Consider the following 15,645-nt stretch of genomic DNA (forward strand, 5'->3'; position numbering starts at 1 on the left):
CGGCGAACGCCTGGATCGGGAAGGCGGAAAAAGAACTGGCCCGCCGGGGGGAGCCGACGGGCCAGCGTGCAATTGGGAGGAGGTCGGTTTAGGAGGGGGAGGGTCTCCTCCCGTCTGGGCTGGGGGGGCAGCCCAGGGGGCACTGGAGGTCAGGTCAGAGAGAAGTTCAACTGCTGGCGCAAGGAGCCCAATCGCTCGCGCAGCTTCAACTTGGCTTCCTTTTCGAGTTGCCGCACACGTTCGCGGGACAGACCGAGGATCTTGCCGATTTCCTCGAGGGTCATTTCGTCGTTGCCCATCACACCGAAGCGCTTGAGGAGGATCAGCCGCTCCCTTTCGGGAAGCTCCTCGAGAGCCTGGCGCGTGAGCTGGACCAGCTCTTTCTTGTAGACGTTGTCTTCAGGACGAGCCGTCCCGGGATCTTCCATGAGCTGGGAGAGCCGGGTTTCCCCGTCGTGGTCGACGAAGTCGTCAAGAGACTTTTCTTTCAGGAGCCATGGAATCCACATCAGCTTTACCTCGGCGGGTTTCTCGTCCCGCCCATGCTACTGCAACCTGTATGCCATCTTTGAGGGGTCAAAAACGGCCTTTTTCGCCTCCCGAGTGCGCCACTTTGGCGCGGAGTGCCTGGTTGGCATGCGATGAAGGCCCTGTTGCCTGGTAAGGCAGGCCCGCGGGGCCGGGTCGAAAGCGGGACACCGATCCGGGGGCCGGCGGAATCTAGCACAATCTTGCTGCAGACAAAAGACCTTTCTCGCCAAAGGCGTCCCTGCCCGGCGCGGGCATCACCGCGGGACAGGCGGGATAATGTGGTGGGGGCGGGCGACCCGGCCCGGGAGGAAGCGGTGGGAAGAATCAAGGTGCTCGAGCAGGCGATCGCCGATCGGATCGCCGCGGGTGAGGTGGTCGAAAGGCCGGCCTCCGTGCTTCGCGAACTGCTCGACAACGCCCTGGACGCGGGGGCGGGCAAGATCGAGATCGTTCTGGCCGCGGGCGGGCGGGAGCTGATACAGGCCAGCGACGACGGCTGCGGCATGGGACGGGACGACGCCCTGCTGGCTTTCGAGCGGCACGCCACGAGCAAGATCCGCTCCGGCGAGGACCTGGAGCGGATCGCCACCCTGGGTTTCCGGGGCGAGGCCCTGGCGGCGACGGCGGCGGTGGCCCGGGTCGAGCTCCTGACGGCGGACGACGACTCGGGACAGGCCACCCGGGTTGTCATCGAGCAGGGGAGGTTGTCACGGGTCGACCCGGCTTCCCGGGCCCGGGGTACCACCATTCGCGTGATGGACCTGTTTGCCGGGATTCCCGCCCGGAGGAAATTTCTCAAGACTCCCGCCACGGAACTCGACCATTGCCTGAAAGTCGCGCGCCGCGCCGCGATGGCCCGGCCGGAGGTGGGTTTTCGCCTGCGGCAGGCCCAGCGGACGCTGATGGCTCTGCCCCCCGGCCAGCCGGTCGGCGAGCGGATTGCCGGCATCGTCGGCGCCGCGGTGGCTCGCCGGCTGGTGGAAATCCAGCGCCAGGCGGGAGATCTGGCCATCGAGGCCTGGGCGGGGCCCGTCGATCTGGCTCGCAGCAGCCGGGACGGGATTCACCTGTTTCTCAACCGGCGGCCGGTGCGGGATCCGTTCCTGGTGCGGGCGGTGCTCGATGTCTACCGCCCGCTGCTGCCCTCCGGCAGGTTTCCGGTAGTGGTGGTCTGGCTCGAGGTGCCGCCCGGAGAGGTGGACGTCAACGTTCATCCGGCCAAGAGCGAGGTGCGCTTCCATCAGCCCCGGCAGGTCCGGGCCCTGGTGGTCGGAGCGCTCCAGCAGGCCCTGGCCAGCCGTGCCGCGATTCCCCACTTTGGTCGCGAGCGGCTCGACGACGGGGCGGCTGCCGGGGGGGGAGGGGTCGCGTTCGGTGGGGAGCGCTCCGCACCGGAAAGGCCCCCCTTTCTCCCGGTGGAGGGTGGGGAGGTCGGAGCGTCGCCGCCGCCGTCGCCGCGGGCGCCGGCGTCATCCCCCGGCGCCGAGGCGCAGGGGGCGCTGGTGCACGATGGGCCCAGGGTCCTCGCCCAGTACCGCAACACCTTCATCGTCGCGGAGGATGCGCGGGGGCTGTTGATCGTCGATCAGCACGTGGCCCACGAACGTCTGCTCTACGAGCAGCTCTGCCGGCAGGCGGTAGAAGGCCCCCTTCCTCGCCAGGGGCTGATGTTCCCTCGGCCCCTCGAAGTGGGGCCGCGGGAGCTGGAGGTGGCCACCGGGCAGCACGATGCCCTCGCACGGCTCGGCTTCCGTTTCGAGAGTTTTGGCGAGTCGTCGCTCATCGTCCGGGAAGTGCCGGCCGTGTTCGGTAACGAGGCCCGGCCCGAGGCGCTGGTCGAAGTGCTGGCCCGTTTCGAACGAGGCGACCGGGCGGGGGCGGAGGATTTCTTCGATCATCTGCTGGCCACGGTGGCCTGCCAGGCCGCGGTCAAGAAGGGCTATCCCCTCGGTCCGGAGAAAATGGCCTACCTGTTGGGAGGGCTCGAGGCCTGCGAATGTCCGAGCCACTGCCCGCACGGGCGCGTGATCTCCCTGCGGATCGACCTTTCCTCCCTCAATTCCCGCTTCGAGCGCAGCTGAAGGGCCGGGTCGGCAGGCACCGGGGTGGTTCGGATCGGCGAAGGGGAGGGGCCGGGGGTGGCGGATACGAGATGACGGCAGGCACCCAGGCTGAACGTGAGCGCCTTCCGGCGCCCGGGAGGGGCTGGGCCGGCCGGCCTCTGCCGCTGCTGCTGGCTGGCCTGACGTTGGCCGCCGGCGTTTCGGCCCCCCGTGCCGACCGCGTGGTGTTCACCGACCACCGGATGCTCCAGGTGGAGTCGGTGGAGGCCCGGGGAGAGTGGCTGGATCTCCACCTCGGAGGGGACAACAGGATCCGGGTGGCCCGCAGCCGGGTGCTCAGGATCGTCCGCGACCGGGTCGAGCCCCCGCGGACCGAGAACGAGCCGGGGAAGGCGGACTGGCGGGAGCAGGCCGGTCCCTTCGCAGACTTCTTTCAGCAGGCCGCCGAACGGCACCGGCTCGAAGCGGCCCTGCTGCTGGCCGTGGCGACGGTGGAGAGCGGACTCGACCCGCTGGCCTTGAGTCCCAAGGGTGCGATGGGCTTGATGCAACTGATGCCCGCCACGGCGGATGAACTGGCCGTCGAGGACCCCTACGACCCGGAGCAGAACATCGACGCGGGGGCGGCCTGGCTCCGGCGCATGCTCGAGCGCTTCGGCGGCGACCTGGACCTGGCCCTGGCGGCCTACAACGCCGGGGAGGGCGCCGTGCGACGCTTTGGCGGGGTACCGCCCTACCAGGAGACGAAGAACTTCGTCCGCCGGGTGCGGGAACGGGTGCGGCGGCTGTCGGCCGGCGGATCCGGCGCCTGAGGCTCTCGAGTCCCGAGTCCAAGGCTTGCCCCCGCGGCGGGGCCTGCTATAATCCGCGCGCCCTCGAGGTCAGACGATGCTTTTTGATATCAGCGAGTTGGGGCCCACGGGAGTGAGCCTCGACGAGCGGGTCGATGTGCCCGCGTTCGAGTGGTCCGGTGGCGACCGCGTAGAGGTTCGGAAAGTTCGCATCCGGGCCCGGTTGGCGCCGACCCGCAGGGGCATCGAGGTCCAGGGCGAGTATGCAGCCCGCGTCGGGCTGCACTGCTCGCGCTGCCTGGAGGCCGTGGAGAAGGCCCTCGAGGGAGATTTCCGCCTCTACCTGCAGCCGGTGGCTGGGGAGGAGGCAGAGGAGAGTACGAGCGAGCAGTCCACCCGCGAGTCCGACGTGGATCTCTTCCCGGTGGTGGGCAAGCAGGTCGACCTGGCGGCGCTGCTGCGCGAACAGATCGACTTGGCCCTGCCGGTGAAGGTACTCTGCCGGGACGACTGCCGGGGATTGTGCGCTTCGTGTGGCGCGAATCTGAACCAGGTCACCTGCCGCTGCGGCAACGAGGCGGGTGGCGGAATGTCCGCCCTGGCCGACCTGGCCCGGAAGTGGAACAGGAATGGAAGGGGGGAGCAGGATCCTCCCGGAGGTAAGTAATCCATGGCGAATCCGAAGCGGCGCACCTCGAAGGCAAGGCGTGACAAGCGTCGCGCACACCACGCCCTGCGCACCCCGGGCATGAGCGTCTGTCCCAACTGCCAGGAACTCAAACTGCCCCACAGGATCTGTCCCTCCTGCGGGCACTACAAGGGCAAAGAGATTCTCTCCACCGAAGAAGCCGACTAGGGGTTTCCGGTGAGTGACCGCCTGCCTCTCGCCCTCGATGCCATGGGCGGCGATCATGCGCCGCTGGAGTGCGTGCAGGGAGGGGTGGACTATGCGCGCCGGACCGGTCGCCGCGTTCTCCTGGTCGGTCCGGAGGACGTCGTCCGCCGGACCCTGTCCCGGACCTGGACCAACGGCGCGGACGTCGAGATCGTGCCCGCCAGCCAGGTCATCGGCTTCGAGGACAAGCTGACGGCGATCCGTTCGAAGCGGGACTCCTCGATTCACGTCGGTGCCCGGCTCGTGCGTGATGGGCTGGCTTCCGGGTTCGTCTCCGCGGGCCATACCGGCGCCATGATGGCCATGTGCAAGGTCATCATGGGGGTCATCGCGGGCGTCGACCGTCCGGCCCTGCCGGCACCCCTGCCGCGGCGCGGGGGGGGCAAGACCGTCCTCGTCGACGCCGGCGCGAACCTCGAGTGCAAGCCCGAGCATTTCCGGCAGTTCGCTGTGATGGGCTATCACTACTCCCGCTGGCTGTGCGGCATCGCTGAACCGCGGGTCGCGCTGCTCAGCGTGGGTGAAGAGGACAGCAAGGGGGGCGAGGCTCTGCAGACGGTGTCCCGTATTCTTCGTCAGGCCGACATCAACTTCATCGGCAACGTGGAAGGCACCGATCTCTACAGTGGCCGTTGCGACGTGGTGGTCTGTGACGGTTTCGTCGGCAACATCGCGCTCAAGGTCAGCGAGGGACTGGGCGAGGCGATCGTCGAGCTGTTACGCGAGGGCGTGCGCCAGGGGGCCCTGCGCCGCCTGGGGGCACTGGCCATGCGACCGGTTTTTCGCACGCTGAAAAAGCGTATGGACTACGCCGAGTACGGCGGCGTTCCCCTCCTCGGCCTGCGGCGGGTGGCTGTGGTGGCCCACGGGCGTTCCCACGCCAAGGCGATTCGCAACGCGCTGCACCAGGCCGAAATCGCCGTCGATTCCGGCATGGTGGAGAAGATCGCAGCCCAGATCGAACGACTCCACGAGGCCGAGCAGCAGATCCTCTAGAGGACCCCGATGGTGCGCTACGTCGCTCTTTTTCCCGGACAGGGCAGTCAGAGTGTGGGCATGGGTCGCGAGTTGGCCGAGGCCTACCCCGAGTCCGCCGCTGTCTTCAGCCTGGCAGACGAAGTGTTGGGCGAACGGCTCTCCGCCCTCTGCTTCGAGGGGCCGGAGGAGGCACTGCGGTTGACCCGGAACACGCAGCCGGCGCTGCTGACGGTTTCCACGGCGGCCTGGGCCGCCTGGTCGAAGCGCAGTTCCCCGCCGGCTGCCGCCGCGGGCCACAGCCTGGGGGAATACTCCGCGCTGGTGGCCGCCGGCGTGTTGCCGTTTGCCGATGCCCTGCGGGCCGTCCGGCTGCGGGGCGAGGCGATGCAGGAGGCCGTACCGCTGGGGACGGGTTCGATGGCCGCCCTGATCGGCGCCGACGACAGCGCGGTCGAACAGCTGTGTCGGGCACAGCGCCGGGAGGGCGAGGTGCTCGTGCCGGCCAACTTCAATGCGCCTGGACAGGTGGTCATCGCCGGGCATCACGACGCCGTGGCCCGGGCGGTGGAGGCGGCCCCGGAGGCCGGAGTCCGGCGGGCGGTGCCGCTGCCCGTCAGCGCTCCCTTTCACTGCCCGCTGATGCTTCCCGCCCAGCAGCGCCTGGCGGCCTTTCTCGAGACCCTGGACTTTCGGGATCCCGCTTTTCCGGTGCTGGCCAACGTGGACGCGGCCCCGGTGGTCAGCGGCGAGCAGGCCCGGGCGAAATTGATCGAGCAGGTTTCATCGCCGGTGCTCTGGGCCCGGACCATGCAGGCGCTCGGGGAAGACTACGAGGCCTCCCTGGGCGTCGAGATAGGAGCCGGGCGCGTGCTGGCGGGCCTGGCGCGGAAGATTCCCGGTGCTCCGAGGGTGCTGGCCGCGGGGACGCCCGAGGCGATCGACAAGGCCCTGGCGGCCCTTTGAGACGGGGAAGGAGGAGGTCGGACCGATGACAGAGATGAAGTGGCCGGGAATCGCTTCGCGCCGGGCGCTGGTGACGGGCGGGTCCAGGGGTATCGGGCGGGCGATCGCCCGGACCCTGGTGGCCTCCGGGGCCGAAGTGATCGTCACGGCCCGGACCCCGGAGAGTGCCGAGCGGGCCGCCGCGGAACTGGGACCTTCGGCCAGGGGGGTGGAACTCGATCTTTCCGTGCCGGCCCGGGCGGAGCAGCGCCTGGCGGAGCTGGCGGCGGAGATCAAGCAGGCCGGTGGTCTCGACTTGCTCGTACTCAACGCCGGCATGACCCGGGACGGCCTGGTCATGCGGATGTCCCTCGACCAGTGGCAGGAGGTGATCGACGCCAACCTGACCGGCGCCTACCTCGTGACAAAGGCTTTCGTGCCCGGTATGATCCGCTCCCGTTTCGGGAGGATCGTCCTGCTCTCCAGCGTGGTGGCCAGGATGGGCAACGCCGGGCAGAGCAACTATGCCGCGTCGAAGGCTGGTATGATCGGCTTTGTCCGTTCCCTGGCACGGGAAGTGGCCTCGAGGGGTATAACGGTCAATGCCGTGGCTCCTGGTTTCGTCGATACGGACATGACCCGGGCGATACCGGAGGCGGCGCGGAACAAGCTGTTGGAGCTGGTGCCGCTGGCACGGCTCGGAGAACCGGAGGATATCGCTTCGGCGGTGGCTTTCCTGCTTTCGGATGCAGCGAGCTACATCACCGGCGAGGTGTTGGACGTAAACGGCGGTATGGACATGTAAAACGCGGGGCCGAAGGCCCGCGGGAGGTTTGACCAGATGGTCACCACTGATGAAATCCGTGCAAAAGTCGTCGATACCATCTCCAAGAGCTTCAAGCTCGATCCAGCTTCCGTGACGGATGACAAGTCCTTCACCGATGACCTGGGTGCGGACTCCCTCGAGGTCGTCGAACTCGTGATGGCCCTCGAGGAGGAATTCGGCATCGAGATCTCCGATGAAGACGCCGAGAAGATCCGCACCGTCGGCGATGCGATCAAGTTCATCTCGGAAAACGCCGCGGAAAGCTGATCGGCGCCAGGGAGAAGAAGTGAGCGTTTCGTCCCGGCGAGTCTTCGTGACCGGACTGTCGCTGGTCAGTCCACTCGGTCTCGACGCGGAGTCTTCCTGGAGGGCCCTGCTCGAGGGGCGTTCGGGGATTGCGCCGATCACCCATTTCGATGCCTCCGCCTTTGCGTCGCGTATTGCGGGAGAGGTCAAGGGCTTCGACGTGGAGCAGTGGATGGAGGCTCGCGAAGCCAAGCGCATGGCGCGCTTCGCTCACTTCGCCCTGGCCTGCGCTCAGATGGCTCTGGACGACGCCGGCATCGACCTCGAGAAGGTCGACCGCCGGCGTTTCGGAGTCATCATCGGCTCGGGGATCGGAGGCATTCCTCTCGTCGAGCAGCAACACGGCGTGTTGCTCGAAAGAGGGCCTCGTCGTCTGTCACCGTTTCTGATTCCAGGCATGATCATCAACATGGCCAGCGGTGTGGTCTCCATGCGCTTTGGTCTCAAGGGGCCGAATTCGGCCACGGTGACGGCTTGCGCGACGGGGAATCACGCCCTGGGCGACGCGTTGCGGATGATCCAGCACGGTGACGCCGATTGGATCCTGGCCGGCGGCACCGAGGCGGCGGTCTCGCCGCTTTCGGTCGGGGGGTTTTGCGCCATGAAGGCCCTGAGCACGCGCAACGACGAACCCGAGCGTGCGTCACGGCCCTTCGACGGCGATCGTGACGGCTTCGTCATGGCGGAAGGTTGCGGCCTGCTGCTGCTGGAGTCCGAAGAGTCCGCGCGGCGCCGGGACGCAAAGGTCTATGCGGAAGTTGCAGGCTTCGGTGCGACCGGTGACGCCTTCCACATGTCGGCGCCCCCGGAGGATGGGGACGGCATGGTGCGCGTGATGCGGGCGGCGCTGGCCGACGCCGGGATGTCTCCGGCGGACATCGACTACGTCAACGCCCACGGAACATCCACACCGACGGGCGACGTGATCGAGGCTCGGGCGGTGCGCCGGGTTTTTGGTGGGCACGCGGACCGGCTGGTGATCTCTTCGACCAAGTCGGCTACCGGGCACCTGCTGGGTGCGGCCGGCGGTCTCGAGTCGGTGGTCTCCTGCCTGGCGATCGATCGCGGAATCTGCCCTCCGACGATCAACCTGGACAACCTCGACCCGCGGATCTCCTCCGAGGAAGGCGAAGACCCGATCGCCCTGAAGCCGGAGCGTTTCGCCCCGGGGCGTCCGGTCGAGCGCGAGGTCGGCGCCGCCTTGTCCAATTCTTTCGGCTTCGGCGGCACCAACGCCACGCTGGTTTTCCGCAAGATCGCTTGAGCCCGCGGCTCACACCTCGTCGAAGAAATACTTGCCCAGGCACTGCACGCGCTCGTTGTAGTCGGCGGGGTTGATCATCCAGCAGGCCGCCGCCACCGAAGAGAGCAGGCTGTTGCCGTCCTGGGGCGTGTAACAGAAACCGACCACCTCGAAGCCCCGATCGGTCTCGCGGATGGCGAGGGTCTGCCGGGGAACCACGGCCTGGTTGAGAATGCGGCCGAAGTGCCCGTGATCGCGACCGAAGGAGAAGACCGCGTTGGCGCTCTTCTTGTGCGTCAGCGCGATGCGGTCGTTGGCTTCCATGCGGGCGATGATGTCGTCGAGGGAAGTCTTGTTGCGCACGGTGATGGTGAACCAGATCGTGTGCATGTACTGGGTGTTGATTTTCAGCGCCGAGGAGTGCAGTGCGAGGTCGTATCCGAGGGTGTTGAACAGCCGCCAGGCGTCCTGGGCATGGTGGGTGCCGAAGCGCGGGTCCTTGTGTTTGCCGACTTCGGGAGCCGGGACGAAGGAGCCGTCCTGGCTGATGTCGTTGGCCCGGCGGATGCAGACGAACTGGCCGGCGACGAGGTTCTGGGGGCCTCCGTCGGCGAGGGCGATCGCGTCCACCAGGACCGAAATGTTGTGGGTGTTGCAGGAGACGACCTGGATGAACTGGTCTTCTCCGGGCACCAGAGCCGCGTCGTTGATGCGCCGGGCGTAGGGTTTGCCGAAACCGGCCTCGCTGCCCTGGGCGAGAAACCCCTTGGTGTTGTGCTGGAAGCGACTGTAGTAGTCGTTCTTGTTCTGGTGGCCGACGCCCGACGGTGTGCAATCGATCACCACCGTGGCGTTGTCCAGCGCCTCGTGGGTCTCGAGTTCCGGCTCGAGCCCGATTTCTCTGAATCCGTCGAAAGACTTCGAATCGCTGACGAAACGCGCGCCGCGCTCGATCAGCGCCCGCACTTTCGAGCGGTCGGTATAGAGCGGGGTGCGCTTGTGGAAAGTCACCTCATCGATCCCCAGCTCTTCCCGGAAGTCGCAGAGCAGCCCGATCAGGGGCTCTCCGATGGTTCCGGTTCCCACCACGTGAACGACGGTCTTGGCCATGGTCTGTGCCCTCATGAGGTCCCGTCGGCGAGCGGGACCGCTCGAGTTGTCGTGATCTTCTTTCCTTGCCGCTTCAGCCTACCGCCCGGGGTACCTTGACACCCCGTCGGCGGGGTCGCTAACATAACAGATCCATTAGTGTTTAGCTATCCTCTGAAACCCTGATATGCGGTGTTTTTCGCGAGATCACGCCGTTTTCTCCCGCTTTTTTCGCCGATGCCGCCGGAAGCCCTGACTTGAGCCCTGCTGCGCACAAACCGGATCCTCCCACGATTCGGGAACTGGTCGATGCCCTCTCCCCGCGCTTTGCCTTCGACGTCCTCGCCGGGCGTGGCGGGCTTTCGCGGGCCCTGGCCAGCGCCCGGTTGCAGAAGCCGGGACTGGCCCTGACCGGCAGCCTCGAGTATCTGCACGAGGGTCGGTTGCAGGTGCTCGGGCGCAGCGAGTTGCGCTTTCTGGCCCGGCGCAGCCACGGGGCCGCCGCGGCCGTGGCCCGGCTCTGTGACGGCAGCTTTCCGGCACTGCTCGTCACCCGCGGCCTGGCGCCCCCGGCCAGCCTCGTGCAGGCGGCGGAGGCGGGGGGCGTGCCCGTCCTGCGGACGGCCTGCGTCACCGGCGAGGTGATGGAGGCGCTGTTTCACTTCATGGCGGTGCGGATGGCGCCCCGGAGGACGATTCACGGCGTTCTGATGGATATCTTCGGCCTTGGTGTGCTGATCCTGGGCGAGTCCGGCATCGGCAAGAGCGAGTGCGCCCTGGAACTGGTGACCCGCGGTCATCGCCTGGTGGCCGATGACGCCGTCGAACTGCGGTTGATCGAGGACGAGCTGATCGGCGCTTCGCCGGAGCTTTCCCGCTATTATCTGGAAGTGCGGGGGCTGGGCCTGATCAACGCCCGCGAGATGTTCGGCATTACGGCGGTGGCGGAAATCAAAGCCGTCGAGCAGGCGATCCGCCTGGTACGCTTCGACGCGGCGCGTTCCTATGATCGCCTGGGAGAAGAGCAGACCGGGTGGGAGGTGCTCGGTCACCGGGTACCCCTGAGGGAAGTCCCCGTGGCGCCGGGACGCAACCTCGCCGTGCTGCTGGAGATCGCGGCCAGGCAGCAGTTGCTTCGCAATCGGGGCGTCGATGCGGCGGCCGAGATCCAGGCTGAGCTGGCCCGCCGCCTCTCCCAACGTCCGCGGGACGAGGAGGAAGGCTCGTGATCAAGCTGGTGGTGCTGTCGGGCCTTTCCGGGTCGGGCAAGACTCTCGCCCTGCGTTGCCTCGAAGACATGGGCTACTTTTCGGTGGACAACCTGCCGGTACCGCTGATTCCTCCCTTCGTCGATCTTCTCGACCGTGGAGAGGAACTCGAGCCCCAGGGCGCCTTCGTGGTCGATGCCCGGGAACGCGGGCACCTCGATGCGTTGCCGGCCATCGTCGCCGATCTGCGCGACCGGAAAGACCTCCGGCTGACCGTGCTCTTCCTCGAGGCTTCGGAAGACGTTCTCGTGCGGCGCTTTTCCGAGAGTCGTCGACCCCACCCCGTGGCGCTGCAAGACGGCCTGGGCGTGGCCGGGGCGATCGCTCGTGAAAAGGATCTGCTCGCCGGGCTCCGGGAGCTTGCCGACAGGGTGATCGCCACCGACGACCTCTCGCCCCATGACCTGCGCCGGCAGATCAAATCGGTTCTCAGCGATCACTCCGAAACGACCGACTTGCTGGTGCGGCTGGTCTCCTTCGGCTTCAAGCACGGTTTGCCGCGGGACGTGGACCTGGTCTTCGACGTGCGTTTCATCGAGAACCCCTACTTCCAGCCCGGCCTGCGCGAGCTGAGCGGCCGCGACGAGGATGTCACCGACTTCCTCGAGTCGCAGCCGGATTACATCGGCTTTTGCGGGAAGCTCGAGGAACTGCTCGCCTTCGTCATGCCGCGCTACGTTTTCGAAGGCAAAAGCTACCTGACCATCGCCTTCGGCTGTACCGGCGGGCGGCACCGCTCGGTGGCGCTCGCCGAGCGTACCGCGCGTTACCTGGGCCAGTCGGGTTTTCGCACCCAGGTCCAGCATCGAGACATCGAGCGGGGAGCTCGGCGGGAGAGTTCATGATCGGTTTGTTGATCGCGACCCATGGTCGCCTGGCATTCGAGTTGCTCGATGCCGCCGAACACATCGTTCGCAAGCCGGGGGTGATGAAGGCACTGGTATTGGACTGGGACCAGGACTCCGCGACCTGCCTCGAGGAGATGCGCGAGGCGGTCGCCGAGGTGGACCAGGGCGATGGAGTGATCATCGCGACGGACATGCTGGGTGGGACGCCATCCAACGTGGCGATGACTCTGCTCGAACCCGGTCGTGTCGAGGTGGTCACCGGCGTCAACCTGCCGATGGTGGTCAAGTTCAGCAATCTGCGGGAAGAGCAGACGGTCGAGCAGGCAGCCCAGGTGCTGGCTGTCAAGGGGCGCTGGCACATCACCGTGGCGGGAGAGGTGCTTGCCGGGCGAGAGGGCCAGCCATGACCGAACGCAGCGTGACCTTGGTCAACGAGAAAGGTCTTCACGCCAGGGCCGCCGCCAGGTTCGTGGATCTCGCCAACCGTTTCCGCTGCAGCGTGGAAATTCGTCTCGGCACGATGGCGGTCGACGGCAAGTCGATTCTGGGCATCTTGACCCTGGGGGCGCCGCGAGGCACCGAGTTGCTCCTCGTCGCGGACGGCCCCGACGAGAGCGAAGCCGTCGAGGCCCTGGCGTCGTTGATCGCGGCGCGTTTCGGCGAGGGCCGTTGAGGTGAAGAGGGTGCGGGGTATCGCGGTTTCCCATGGCATCGCCACGGGCAAGGCGCTGGTGATTTCCCGCTGGGAGAGTGATCTTCCCCGCTATCGTATCGCGGCGGAGGACGTTCGGTCGGAGCTGCGCCGCTTCTGGAAGGCTCGAAGCCAGGCGAGGGAAGAGATCGGCGCGTTGCGGGAGAAGGCGGCGCGGGAACTGGGCGACAAGTACGCCGCGATTTTCGACGCCCACCTGATGATCCTCGACGACCGGAGTCTCGGTCGCGAGACGATGGGACGCATCCGTGACGGCCTGTTGAATGCCGAGTGGGCCCTGGCCAAGACGGTCAAGCGCCTGCTGGCGGCCTTTGCCGGGATGGAAGATCCCTACATCCGTGAGCGGGGTGGTGACGTCTCCGACGTGCATACCCGCTTGCAGAGAATACTGGCGCTGGAATCCAATCGCGAAGAAGGCGCCCTGGATCTCGAAGAAGATACGGTCATTGTGGCGCCGTCCCTGTTGCCTTCCGATGCCTTGTGGCTGCACCAGCCTCACATCGTCGCCTTCGTCACCGAACAGGGCAGCCGAACCTCGCATACGGCGATCCTCGCCAATGCCCTCGAGATTGCGGCGGTCTTGGGTGCCGAGGGGGTGACGGAGGTGGTCCAACAGGGCGACGAGGTGATCGTCGACGGGTTCCACGGAACCGTCATCGTCGCTCCCACCGCCGAGGAGAAGGCGTCTCGTCTGAAAGAACGGGAGCGCCTGCTGCAACTGGAGGCGGCCTTCGAGCAGGATCGGGGGCCGGTACGGACCACCGACGGTGTGGAACTGGTGTTGCGCGGCAACGTCGAATTTCCCGAAGAGATGAAGACCCTGCGCCGTGTGGGTGCCACCGGCGTGGGGCTCTATCGCTCGGAGTTTCTCTTTCTGACCACCGCCCCGCGCTTGCCCGACGAGGAACAGCACTTCGAGGCCTACTGCCGCATCGCGCGGGAAGCCGAGGGGGCACCGGTGGTGATCCGCACCCTCGACCTGGGGGGTGAGAAGTACTTTCACGACGTCCTGGAATCGGGCGAGGCCAATCCGGTGATGGGGCTGCGCGCCGTGCGCTTTTGCCTCAAGCGTCCCGACATTTTCCGGACCCAGCTTCGCGGGCTTCTCCTGGCCGCAGCGGAGCATCCCAACATCCGCGTGATGGTGCCGATGATCTCCGGTCTCGAGGAGTGGCGCGCCGTGCGGATGATGGTGAGCCGGACGCGCGAGGAACTCGAGAGCGAGGGGCGGACCATTCCCCCGGTGCCCCTGGGGCCCATGATCGAGATTCCCTCGGCGGCGCTGATGGCCGATGCGCTGGCCCGGGAATCCGATTTTTTCTCCATCGGTACCAACGACCTGCAGCAGTACACCCTGGCGGTGGACCGGGGTAACCGATCGGTGGCTTATCTCAACGATCCCTGTCACCCCGCGGTGCTGCGCCTGCTGCGTGAGACGATCCTCGCCGCCCGCCGGCGGAAGATTCCGATCTCCCTCTGCGGCGAGATGGCGTCGGACCCCCTCGGGGCCCTGACACTTCTCGGCATGGGGTTGCGCGAGTTTTCCTGCAATCCGGCGATGGTTTCCGAAATCCGCTCGATTCTCCGCCGCTGCAGCGAGAGGGCGGCTCGCCGGGTCGTCTCGGAAGCGATGGAACTGGCCACGGGGCAGGAGATTCGCGCGCGCCTCGAAGAGGCCTTCAGCGGCCTGCTGGAGGCCGTGCTGGGGCCCAGCCTGACGGAAGACACCTGGGGTGAAGACCGCAACCCCGGCGTCCGGTAGTTCCGCCTCCGGCTCCGTTTACGGTAGAATTCGCGGGGAGTTTCCCGCCGGGCGTGGGGTTTGGGCTGCGGCGGGGCGAGGAGGAGCGGTCTGTGTCCCAGGGATCCGTCAGCAACGGCAACCAGGCTCTTCGGCCGCGGGATGTTTGCCAGCAGCTCGGGATCCAGCCCTATGTGCTGAAATTCTGGGAAGGGGAGTTCCCCCAACTCGGGCGGCGCCTGGGGGCCAAGCGGCTCTACGGCGCCGAAGAGCTGAAAATTCTCTCGGAGATCCAGCGCCTGGTGGAGGGTGAGCGCCTCAACCTGGGCCAGGCCCGGGAAGAGCTGGCTCGCGCTTTCCCCTCGGATGAAGCGCCGGAGCCCGGCCCGGCCCCGCCCCCCGCGGCGGCGCCCCCCAGCGGCGGGGAGAGCGTGCTGAACGAGGCGAAGGAGAAGATCCGCCGCCTGGAGGAGCAGGTGGCGGCTCTCGAGGTCCAGCTGGCCGAGAAGGACGCCGAAGTGGAGAGCCTGCGCCACCGGCACCAGCAGGCCGCCAAGGCCGCCGCCGAAGTGGAACGGGAACGGGACACCATGGCCCAGCGCGTGGACCGCCTGGAAGCCGCCGCCGGCCGGCTGGAGAGCCACAGCCGGCAGCTCGAAGAAGAGCTCGAGGCGGCGCGGGCCGACAACGCCCGCCTCGATGCCGCGCTCGCCTCCCAGCGAGAGGCGGGGGCGGACCAGCACCGCCGGATGCTGGACCGACTCCGCCTGGCTCACGAGGAGATCCAGGCCCTGGGCCAGGCCCTCGACGAGGTGTACCGGGCCCTGACGCCGTCCTCTTCGGAGTAACTGCGGGACCCGGGAGGCGGCCCGAAAAAGTGCGGGCCGAAGGGTGGGGCGGCGCCCCGACTTCGGTGCTAGAATCCCCTGCCGTCGACGGGCGTGGCCGTGGGGCGACCCCACCCAGGCTGCTTGGCCCGTCGGCTGTCAGCACCCGGTCGGGGCGTGGCGCAGCCTGGTAGCGCACTCGCTTGGGGTGCGAGTGGTCGTCCGTTCAAATCGGATCGCCCCGACCAATTCAACCCCTGCTTTCCCGTCGTTCACCAGATGCCCAGCCGGTCCTTGACCTCGTCGCTGGCCATCTCGGCCGGGTCCCAGGGCGGATCCCAGACCAGGTCGACGGTGGCGCTCTCCACCTCGTCGAGGGATTCCACCGCGGCTTTCGTAGCGGCGATGATCTGGGGGCCGAGGGGGCACATGGGCGAGGTGAGGGTCATCGCCACCTTGACCGAGCCGCTGTCCGGGGGGACCTCCACGTCGTAGATCAGTCCCATGTCGACGATGGAAAATCCCACCTCGGGGTCCTGAACGGGGCGAATCGCTTCGATCACCTTCTGCTTGTCGAGAGCCATG

General features: G+C 67.2%; 18 protein-coding genes and 1 tRNA gene. 16 read left to right on the plus strand and 3 right to left on the minus strand.

All coding sequences use genetic code 11. The annotated features are described in order from the left end of the window. Positions 1 to 149: 149 nt before the first annotated feature. A complete protein-coding gene (locus Q9Q40_03260) occupies positions 150 to 509 on the minus strand; it encodes a sigma-70 family RNA polymerase sigma factor (protein MDQ7006228.1) in 360 nt (119 codons plus the stop codon). A gap of 336 nt (positions 510 to 845) precedes the next feature. Here Q9Q40_03260 and mutL point away from each other — a divergent pair, with 336 nt between their 5' ends. The 9 genes from mutL to fabF all read left to right on the plus strand — a co-directional run bounded on the left by mutL (position 846) and on the right by fabF (position 8,596). Further along, complete coding sequence (gene mutL, locus Q9Q40_03265; GenBank protein MDQ7006229.1) at positions 846 to 2,612, plus strand: DNA mismatch repair endonuclease MutL; 1,767 nt, start codon at positions 846 to 848, stop codon at positions 2,610 to 2,612. 71 nt (positions 2,613 to 2,683) lie between these two features. Next, positions 2,684 to 3,406 (plus strand): lytic transglycosylase domain-containing protein, encoded by a 723-nt coding sequence (locus Q9Q40_03270; GenBank protein MDQ7006230.1) that lies wholly within the window; start codon positions 2,684 to 2,686, stop codon positions 3,404 to 3,406. Between the two features lie 76 nt (positions 3,407 to 3,482). Continuing rightward, complete coding sequence (locus tag Q9Q40_03275; protein MDQ7006231.1) at positions 3,483 to 4,052, plus strand: DUF177 domain-containing protein; 570 nt, start codon at positions 3,483 to 3,485, stop codon at positions 4,050 to 4,052. Positions 4,053 to 4,055: 3 nt separating this feature from the next. After that, complete coding sequence (gene rpmF / locus Q9Q40_03280) at positions 4,056 to 4,241, plus strand: 50S ribosomal protein L32 (GenBank protein ID MDQ7006232.1); 186 nt, start codon at positions 4,056 to 4,058, stop codon at positions 4,239 to 4,241. A gap of 9 nt (positions 4,242 to 4,250) precedes the next feature. Next, positions 4,251 to 5,276: a phosphate acyltransferase PlsX gene (gene plsX / locus Q9Q40_03285; GenBank protein MDQ7006233.1), complete on the plus strand. Its 1,026-nt coding sequence runs from the start codon at positions 4,251 to 4,253 to the stop codon at positions 5,274 to 5,276. A gap of 9 nt (positions 5,277 to 5,285) precedes the next feature. Continuing rightward, the gene (gene fabD, locus Q9Q40_03290) at positions 5,286 to 6,221 is read left to right on the plus strand and encodes an ACP S-malonyltransferase (GenBank protein MDQ7006234.1); all 936 of its coding nucleotides are present in this window, start codon (positions 5,286 to 5,288) and stop codon (positions 6,219 to 6,221) included. Positions 6,222 to 6,255: 34 nt separating this feature from the next. Beyond that, positions 6,256 to 7,005 carry a 3-oxoacyl-[acyl-carrier-protein] reductase gene (fabG, locus tag Q9Q40_03295; GenBank protein ID MDQ7006235.1) on the plus strand — a complete coding sequence of 250 codons (750 nt, stop codon included), beginning with the start codon at positions 6,256 to 6,258 and terminating at the stop codon, positions 7,003 to 7,005. Between the two features lie 36 nt (positions 7,006 to 7,041). Beyond that, positions 7,042 to 7,293: an acyl carrier protein gene (acpP, locus tag Q9Q40_03300; protein MDQ7006236.1), complete on the plus strand. Its 252-nt coding sequence runs from the start codon at positions 7,042 to 7,044 to the stop codon at positions 7,291 to 7,293. Positions 7,294 to 7,312: 19 nt separating this feature from the next. Further along, positions 7,313 to 8,596, plus strand: coding sequence for a beta-ketoacyl-ACP synthase II (fabF, locus tag Q9Q40_03305; GenBank protein MDQ7006237.1), 1,284 nt, complete (start codon positions 7,313 to 7,315; stop codon positions 8,594 to 8,596). Between the two features lie 9 nt (positions 8,597 to 8,605). Here fabF and Q9Q40_03310 read toward each other — a convergent pair whose 3' ends face one another. Continuing rightward, positions 8,606 to 9,685, minus strand: coding sequence for a hypothetical protein (locus tag Q9Q40_03310; GenBank protein MDQ7006238.1), 1,080 nt, complete (start codon positions 9,683 to 9,685; stop codon positions 8,606 to 8,608). Positions 9,686 to 9,921: 236 nt separating this feature from the next. Between Q9Q40_03310 and hprK the strand changes: the two genes are divergently transcribed. The 7 genes from hprK to Q9Q40_03345 all read left to right on the plus strand — a co-directional run bounded on the left by hprK (position 9,922) and on the right by Q9Q40_03345 (position 15,308). Next, positions 9,922 to 10,893 carry an HPr(Ser) kinase/phosphatase gene (gene hprK / locus Q9Q40_03315; GenBank protein MDQ7006239.1) on the plus strand — a complete coding sequence of 324 codons (972 nt, stop codon included), beginning with the start codon at positions 9,922 to 9,924 and terminating at the stop codon, positions 10,891 to 10,893. After that, positions 10,890 to 11,777 (plus strand): RNase adapter RapZ, encoded by an 888-nt coding sequence (rapZ, locus tag Q9Q40_03320; GenBank protein MDQ7006240.1) that lies wholly within the window; start codon positions 10,890 to 10,892, stop codon positions 11,775 to 11,777. The genes hprK and rapZ overlap by 4 nt, the downstream gene beginning before the upstream one ends. Then, positions 11,774 to 12,187 (plus strand): PTS fructose transporter subunit IIA, encoded by a 414-nt coding sequence (locus Q9Q40_03325; protein MDQ7006241.1) that lies wholly within the window; start codon positions 11,774 to 11,776, stop codon positions 12,185 to 12,187. The genes rapZ and Q9Q40_03325 overlap by 4 nt, the downstream gene beginning before the upstream one ends. After that, a complete protein-coding gene (locus tag Q9Q40_03330; GenBank protein ID MDQ7006242.1) occupies positions 12,184 to 12,453 on the plus strand; it encodes an HPr family phosphocarrier protein in 270 nt (89 codons plus the stop codon). The genes Q9Q40_03325 and Q9Q40_03330 overlap by 4 nt, the downstream gene beginning before the upstream one ends. Position 12,454: 1 nt before the next feature. Then, positions 12,455 to 14,254 carry a phosphoenolpyruvate--protein phosphotransferase gene (gene ptsP / locus Q9Q40_03335; protein ID MDQ7006243.1) on the plus strand — a complete coding sequence of 600 codons (1,800 nt, stop codon included), beginning with the start codon at positions 12,455 to 12,457 and terminating at the stop codon, positions 14,252 to 14,254. A gap of 92 nt (positions 14,255 to 14,346) precedes the next feature. Beyond that, entirely contained in the window at positions 14,347 to 15,081 is a 735-nt protein-coding gene (locus Q9Q40_03340; protein ID MDQ7006244.1) for a MerR family transcriptional regulator, read from the plus strand. Positions 15,082 to 15,231: 150 nt separating this feature from the next. Further along, positions 15,232 to 15,308: transfer RNA gene (locus tag Q9Q40_03345), tRNA-Pro, on the plus strand. A 24-nt stretch (positions 15,309 to 15,332) separates the two neighbouring features. Here the strand turns inward: Q9Q40_03345 and Q9Q40_03350 are convergent. Further along, a complete protein-coding gene (locus tag Q9Q40_03350) occupies positions 15,333 to 15,644 on the minus strand; it encodes a metal-sulfur cluster assembly factor (GenBank protein MDQ7006245.1) in 312 nt (103 codons plus the stop codon). Between the last annotated feature and the right edge of the window lies 1 nt (position 15,645).

Source organism: Acidobacteriota bacterium (assembly GCA_030949985.1).
Classification (GTDB): domain Bacteria; phylum Acidobacteriota; class Polarisedimenticolia; order J045; family J045; genus JALTMS01.